Below are 7,043 nucleotides of genomic sequence, written 5' to 3'. Positions count from 1 at the left end.
TCGTCTTCGTAGTAGATGGCCTCGACCGGGCATACCGGTTCGCAGGCACCGCAGTCCACGCACTCGTCGGGGTGGATGTACAGCGACCGTTCACCTTCGTAGATGCAGTCGACGGGGCACTCGTCGATGCAGGCCTTGTCCTTCACATCGACACACGGCAGGGCGATCACATAGGTCATCGCGGGGTCTTCGTTCGGGTCACGCTGTCCTCGTTCGGGTCGATCGGCCCACGTCGGGGCCACTCGACAACCGTAAGACCTCAAGTACACTTGAGGTCAAATCGAGGGAGAGGCAACCGGATGAGCACGCACGCACCCGACGAGCCGCTGACGATCGGCGAGATGACCCGTCGCACCGGTGTCGCCGCCTCCGCCCTGCACTTCTACGAGACGCTGGGCCTCATCGCCTCCACCCGCACGCCCGGCAATCAGCGCCGCTACGCCCGCCACATGCTGCGGCGGGTCTCGCTCATCACGGTCGCCAAGCGCCTCGGCATCCCGTTGTCCGACGTGCAGACGGCGTTCGCCGACGTGCCACTGACCGAGACACCGAGTCACGCCGACTGGCAGAAGGCGTCACGACGCTGGAAGCGCGAGCTCGAGAAGCGGCGCGAAGGGATCGAGCGTCTCGAGCGCGAACTCACCGGATGCATCGGCTGCGGCTGCCTGTCGATGAAGGCGTGCGGACTGCTGAACCCCGACGACGCGCTCGGCACGCAGGGCGTCGGCCCGCAACGTCTGCAGGACTGACGCGGCGCGACGCCGAGACCCCGCCCTCCCGCCGAGACCCCTCGCAGCTGCGGCTGCAGCACGGGGTCTCGGCGGGAACCGGGGGTCTCAGCGAGGGTCAGCGCACCTCGAAGACGGCGGAGAGGAGCGCGTCGTCGCGGGAACTCGGGCCGACCAGCAGCTCGAACGCGCCGGCTTCGACCAGACGCTTTCCGGCGGCATCCACGATCGAGCAGTCGGCGACCGGCAGCTCCACACGCACGCGGGCGGACTCCCCGGGAGCGATGTCGACCTGGCGGTAGGTCTTGAGCTCCTTGTCGGTCCAGCTCACGCTCGTCACCGAATCGCGCACGTACACCTGCACCGTCTCGCGCACCGGCCGTGAGCCCGTGTTCGCCACCGTGACGTGCCCGACGATCGTGTCGGACTCCCCCAGCGAGGTCGCTTCCAACTCCAGGTCGGAGTACTCCACCGTCGTGTACGACAGGCCCTCACCGAACGCCCAGGCCGGCGACTGCGTGAGGTCGGCGTACCGGTCGCCGTGCTGTCCGCGGATCTGGTTGTAATACGTCGGCTGCTGGCCCACGTGCCGGGCGAACGAGATCGGCAGCCGACCGGAGGGCTCGACCGCGCCCGAGATGATCTCGGCGAGCGCACGGCCACCCTGCATCCCCGGGTTCGCCGCCCAGATCACGGCGGCGGCCTTCGACGCGGATGCCGGGAGCACGAGCGGCTTCGAGGCGAGCAGCACGATCACGACGGGCTTCCCGGTCGCGATGAGCGCGTCGATCAGGGCGTTCTGCCCGCCGATGAGCTCGAGCGTCGCGGTCGAGCGGCCCTCTCCGACGAGCTCGATCCGGTCACCGACCACGGCGACCACGACATCGGAGGCGGATGCCGCCGCCACAGCCTCGGCGATCAGCGCGGCATCCGGCGCGCAGGCCTTCACCACCGGCGGACGCGGCTGGTGATCAGGGAAGAAGGCGCCCTTCGGGTCTTCCTCCAGCGTGAGGATGTCAGCACCACGGGCGTGTGTGACACTCCACCCCTCGACGCCCTGCAGGCCGTCGAGAACGGTCGTGATCATCTCGCGCGGCTGTCCGTCGAGCCAGCCGGCCTGCCCCGAGCCGCCGGCCCAGTCGCCGAGCTGGGTCTGCGCGTCGTCGGCGAGCGGACCGGCGACGGCCACCCGCAGCGGGGCGGTCGGGTCGAGCGGCAGCACCCCGTCGTTCTCGAGCAGCACGATCGAGCGGCGGGCCGTCTCGAGGTTCAGCTCCGCGTGCGCGGCGCTGCCGACCACGGCGTCGAGTTCGGCACCCGGCAACCGCGGGTTCTCGAAGAGTCCGAGCTCGAACTTGAGCGTCAGGATGCGGGCGGCTGCGGCGTCGAAGGCATCCTCGGCGAGCATCCCGCGGGCCACGGCATCCAGCGCCCCCTCGTAGAAGGCGGGCGTCGTCATGATCATGTCGTTCCCCGCCCGCACGGCCGCTGCGGCCGCGTGCGTGATGTCGGGCTGGATCCGCTGCTCCCACACCATGCGTCCGACGTTGTCCCAGTCGGTGATGAGGGTGCCGGTGTACCCCCACTCGCCGCGCAGCACGTCGCTGAGCAGCCAGTCGTTGGTCGTGATCGGCACGCCGTCGGTGGTCTGGTAGCCGAGCATGAACGTGCGGCACCCCTCGCGGGCGACGCGCTCGAACGGCGGCAGGAACCAGGAGATGAGCTTGCGGCGCGAGATGTCGGCCTCGCTCGCATCGCGCCCGCCCTGGGTCTCGGAGTACCCGGCGAAGTGCTTGGCGGTCGCGAGGATGGCGGTCGGGTCGTCGAGGCCGTCGCCCTGGTAGCCGCGCACCATCGCCGATGCGAGTTCGCCGATCAGGAACGGGTCCTCGCCGAAGGTTTCGCTGATACGGCCCCAGCGCAGGTCACGGGCGATGCACAGCACGGGCGAGAACGTCCAGTGGATGCCGGTCACCGCGACCTCTTCGGCGGTCGCGCGGGCGACGCGCTCGAGCAGTTCGGCATCCCACGACGCGGCCATGCCCAGCTGCGTCGGGTAGATCGTGGCTCCCGGCCAGAACGAGTGCCCGTGGATGCAGTCCTCGCCGACGAGCAGCGGGATGCGGAGCCGGGTCTCGGCCGTCAGCTCGTTCGCCCGCAGGATGCGCTCGGGCGAGGTGTGCAGGATCGATCCCGCGTGCCGCCGCGCGATGTGGTCGTCGAGGTCGTCGCGCGCGTCGAGCTGCAGCATCTGCCCGACCTTCTCCTCCAGCGTCATGCGGCTGAGGAGATCGGCCACGCGCTCCGGGATCGAGAGGGCGGGGTCCTGGTAGGGAAGAACCGTGGTCAGGGTCTGAGAGGTCATCACTTCGTGTTCTGGGTCGAGGTCTTCGGAGAGTCGGAGGTGTCGGGCGAGGTCGCCGACGTTACGGGATCGGCGCTCTTTCGCGGCAGGGGCACGCTGCGGACGGCCGTGACGGCGTCGTTCACGTCCAGCCCCTGCTTCTTCATGGCCCTGGCACGCTCGCCGGCCGAGCGCAGGCGCGGGTTGACGTACTCGTCGATGCCGAAGTTGATGAGCGAGAGGGCGACGCCGATGATCGCGATGCAGAGCCCGGCGGGCACGTACCACCACCACAGGCGCGGGAAGGCGCCGTTCTGCTGCGCCCAGAACAGGATGGTGCCCCAGTTGAGGTTGCTCACGGGGATCACCCCGATGAAGGCCAGCGTCGTCAGGCCGAGGATGGCCGCGGTGACCGTGCCGACGAAGCTCGACGCGATGAGCGCCATCAGGTTCGGCAGCATCTCGACCGTGATGATGCGGCGCAGCGGCTCGCCGTTGGCGCGTGCGGCCTGGATGAAGTCGCGGTTGCGCAGCGACATCGTCTGGGCGCGCAGCACGCGCGCACCCCACGCCCATCCGGTCAAGCCCAGCACCGCGGCGATCACGATCAGCGGCGGGTTGTCGAACTGCGAGGCGATGATGATGATCAGCGGGATGCCGGGGATCACCAGGAACACGTTGGTCAGCGCCGAGAGCGACTCGCTCTTCCAGCCGCGCACGTAACCGGCGATCACGCCGATCGTGATCGCGATGATCGTGGCGATGAAGGCGGCGAGGAAGCCGACGACGATCACACCGCGGGTGCCGTAGATGATCTGGCTCAGCACGTCCTCGCCCATGTGGGTCGTGCCCAGCCAGTGCTCCCAGGAGGGCGGCTGACGCAGCGCGGTGCGGTCCTTCTGGGTCGGTCCGTACGGGGCGATCCAGGGGGCGAGGATCGCGACGAGCACGAACACCCCGAGGATGATGAGACCCGCGACCGACTTGGGATTGCGGAACATCGCGAACGCCTGGCCGAGTTGCGACCAGAAGGTCTTGCGCGGCGACTCGCCGGTCGGCGGGGTGCGCAGGGTCGCGGTCTCGGGCATGCCCGAGACGACGGGCGACCCGTCGGGTGCGGTGCTCGCTGCAGTGGTGGGAACGGTCATCTCAGGACTCCATCTGGCGCGTGCGCGGGTCGAGGTAGGCGTAGACGACATCCGCGAGGATGTTGGCCACGAGCACCGACAGCGTGATCACGAGGAACACGCCCTGCATGAGGGCGAAGTCCTTGGCGTTGGTCGCGTCGAGCAGCAGCTTGCCCACGCCCGGGTAGCTGAACACCATCTCCATCACGATCGTGCCGCCGACGATGAAGCCGATCGACAGGGCGAAGCTCTGGATCTGCGGCAGCACCGCGTTGCGAGCGGCGTAGCCCCAGAGCACTCGCTTGTTGGGCATGCCCTTGGCCTGCGCGACCGTGATGTAGTCGTCGTCGAGCACGGTCAGCATCATGTTGCGCATGCCGAGCACCCATCCGCCGAGCGAGGCGATCACGATGGTCAGCGCCGGCAGCGTGCCGTGCATGATCACCTGGCCGATGAAGTCGAAACTCCATTCCGGCGACTGCCCCTTGTCATACGCGTGTGAGGAGGGGAACCACTTCAGCGTGGAGGAGAAGATCGCGATGGCGATCAGGCCGAGCCAGAAGTACGGGATGGTGTTGAAGAACGTCGTCACCGGGATGATCGCGTCGAGCCTGCTGCCGCGCTTCCAGCCGACGATCGCGCCGGCGACCGTGCCGATCGTGAACGAGATGATCGTCGCGATCCCCACCAGGCCGAGTGTCCACGGCAGGGCGGCGGCGAGCACCTCGGCGACCGGCCGCAGGCCGTGCAGCGTGGAGATGCCGAGGTCGCCGCGCAGCAGCATCGCCCAGTACTCGATGTACTGCTGCCACACCGACTTGTCGGTGTCGATGCCGAGCAGGATGCGCAGAGCGTCGGCCGCCTCGGGGCTGACGTTGGGGTTGCGGGCGAGGTAGGAGCTGACCGCGTCGCCTTTCATGAGGCGCGGCAGGAAGAAGTTGATCGTGATGGCCGCCCACAGGGTGAACAGGTAGAAGCCCGCGCGTCCGGCGAAGAAGCGCCACGGCACGCGTCGCTGCCCGCGCTGCGCCGTGGTCGCGGTGGTGCCGACCTCGAGGGCGTCGCGGGCGACCAGATCGTTGTCGTCCAGCTGGGGGAATGCGGTGCTCACCGTGCGCCTCCGTTCGATGCTGCCTGCGCGAAGAACTTGTCCGGGTCGGGGGAGGCGGATCGCAGCTCTCGTGTGTACGGGTCCTGCGGGTTGAGGATGACGTCGTCGGCGGTGCCGTACTCCACGACGCGCCCCTGGTTGAGGACCATGATCTCGTCGCTGAAGTGGCGGGCGGTGGCCAGGTCGTGGGTGATGTAGAGCACGCCGAGTCCCTCTTCGCGCTGCAGGTCGGCGAGCAGGTTCAGCACGCCGAGACGGATCGAGACGTCGAGCATCGAGACGGGCTCGTCGGCGACGAGAAGCGACGGACGGGATGCCAGCGCGCGGGCGATCGCGACGCGCTGTCGCTGTCCGCCGGAGAGCTCGTGGGGGCGGCGGTCGATCACGGCATCCGCATCCAGGCGCACACGGTCGAGGAGCCGGCGCACCTCGTTCTCGGTCTCCTTCTTCGGCACGACGTCATCGAGACGGATCGGGCGCTCCAGGTGGTACCGGATCGAGTGATACGGGTTGAGCGAGGCGAACGGGTCCTGGAACACCATGCGCAGCTGCTGCCGGTACTTCCGCAGCCCCTTGCCACGACGGGGGATCGGCGTGCCGTCGAGCAGCACCTCGCCGCTGGTCGGGGTCTCGAGCTGGGTGAGGATCTTCGCGATCGTGGACTTGCCGCTGCCGGACTGGCCGACCAGGCCGATCGTCTGGCCGGAGGTGAGGGTGAAGCTCACCTCGTCGAGCGCCTTGATCTGCCCGGCGCCGCGGACGTTGTACGCCTTCGTGACGTTCCGGAATTCGAGGGTGGTCATCGCACCAGCACTCCTCTCTCGCCGGTGAGTCGGGGGAACGACGACAGCAGCGTCTTCGTGTATTCGTGCGCGGGCTGCGTCCAGATGCGCTCGGCGGTCTCGAGCTCGATGATCTCGCCCTCGCGCATGATCGCGATCCGGTCGCTGATCTCCAGGAGGAGGGGAAGGTCGTGGGTGATGAAGATCACCGAGAAGCCGAACTCGTGCCGCAGCTGCGAGATCTGCTTGAGGATCTCCCGCTGCACCAGCACGTCGAGCGCGGTGGTCGGCTCGTCCATCACCATGAGCTGCGGCCGGAGGGCGAGGGCCATCGCGATCATCACGCGCTGGCGCATGCCGCCGGAGAGCTCGTGCGGGAAGGAGCGGATGCGCTGGCGCCCGACCTTCACGATCTCGAGCAGCTCCTCGGCCTCGGCCCGGCGCTGCTTGCGGTTCATGTCGGGGCGGTGGATCTCGAACACGTCCTCCAGCTGCGAGCCGATCGTCGCGACCGGGTTGAGGGCGTTCATCGCGCCCTGGAACACCATCGACACCTTGTCCCAGCGGAACCGCTGCATGGCATCCACATCGAGCGCGTTGATGTCGATGTCGACGCCGGTCGCATCGTGGAACGTCACGCTTCCGCTGGTGATGACGGCCGGGGCGCGCAGCAGGCGCTGCACCCCGTAGGCGAGCGTGGTCTTGCCGCATCCGCTCTCGCCGGCGAGACCGAGGATCTCGCCGCGCTGCAGTTCGAGGGTCACGTTCTTCACCGCCTCGACGGGCGGATCGACGTCGTACACGACCGAGAAGTCGCGCACGCTGAGCAGGGGGTCTGGCATGGGGTGTCCTTCGTGGGGGGCGGGCCCTTCGACAGGCTCAGGGACCCAGATGGGTGGCTGAGCCTGTCGAAGTCCGGCCGTGGGTGGCTGAGCCTGTCGAAGTCCGGCC

Annotated in this window: 7 protein-coding genes; 1 reads left to right on the top strand and 6 read right to left on the bottom strand. The window is 68.5% G+C overall.

The window, feature by feature from the left end; translation table 11 throughout:
* A partial coding sequence (locus DW298_RS08945) for a ferredoxin family protein (RefSeq protein ID WP_136042095.1) occupies positions 1–179 on the bottom strand: 179 nt, incomplete at its 3' end.
* Positions 180–299: 120 nt separating this feature from the next.
* Here DW298_RS08945 and soxR point away from each other — a divergent pair.
* Positions 300–749 (top strand): redox-sensitive transcriptional activator SoxR, encoded by a 450-nt coding sequence (gene soxR, locus DW298_RS08940; RefSeq protein ID WP_136042094.1) that lies wholly within the window; start codon positions 300–302, stop codon positions 747–749.
* 97 nt (positions 750–846) lie between these two features.
* On the opposite strand, the gene DW298_RS08935 is transcribed toward soxR, so the two are convergent.
* The 5 genes from DW298_RS08935 to DW298_RS08915 are packed head-to-tail and all read right to left on the bottom strand — an operon-like array spanning position 847 to position 6,934.
* On the bottom strand, positions 847–3,093 hold the full coding sequence (locus DW298_RS08935; protein ID WP_136042093.1) for a glycoside hydrolase family 3 N-terminal domain-containing protein: 2,247 nt from the start codon (positions 3,091–3,093) through the stop codon (positions 847–849).
* A complete protein-coding gene (locus DW298_RS08930) occupies positions 3,093–4,220 on the bottom strand; it encodes an ABC transporter permease (protein ID WP_136042092.1) in 1,128 nt (375 codons plus the stop codon). Before DW298_RS08930 ends, DW298_RS08935 begins: the two co-directional genes overlap by 1 nt.
* Before the next feature lies 1 nt (position 4,221).
* Complete coding sequence (locus tag DW298_RS08925; RefSeq protein ID WP_136042091.1) at positions 4,222–5,310, bottom strand: ABC transporter permease; 1,089 nt, start codon at positions 5,308–5,310, stop codon at positions 4,222–4,224.
* A complete protein-coding gene (locus DW298_RS08920; RefSeq protein WP_136042090.1) occupies positions 5,307–6,113 on the bottom strand; it encodes an ATP-binding cassette domain-containing protein in 807 nt (268 codons plus the stop codon). Before DW298_RS08920 ends, DW298_RS08925 begins: the two co-directional genes overlap by 4 nt.
* On the bottom strand, positions 6,110–6,934 hold the full coding sequence (locus DW298_RS08915; RefSeq protein WP_136042089.1) for an ABC transporter ATP-binding protein: 825 nt from the start codon (positions 6,932–6,934) through the stop codon (positions 6,110–6,112). The genes DW298_RS08920 and DW298_RS08915 overlap by 4 nt, the downstream gene beginning before the upstream one ends.
* Between the last annotated feature and the right edge of the window lie 109 nt (positions 6,935–7,043).

The sequence above is a fragment of the Microbacterium sp. A20 genome (assembly GCF_004794515.1).
Classification (GTDB): Bacteria; Actinomycetota; Actinomycetes; order Actinomycetales; family Microbacteriaceae; genus Microbacterium.
Note: the sequence above shows the minus strand (reverse complement) of the source record. Positions and strands in the feature narration are given on the sequence as shown.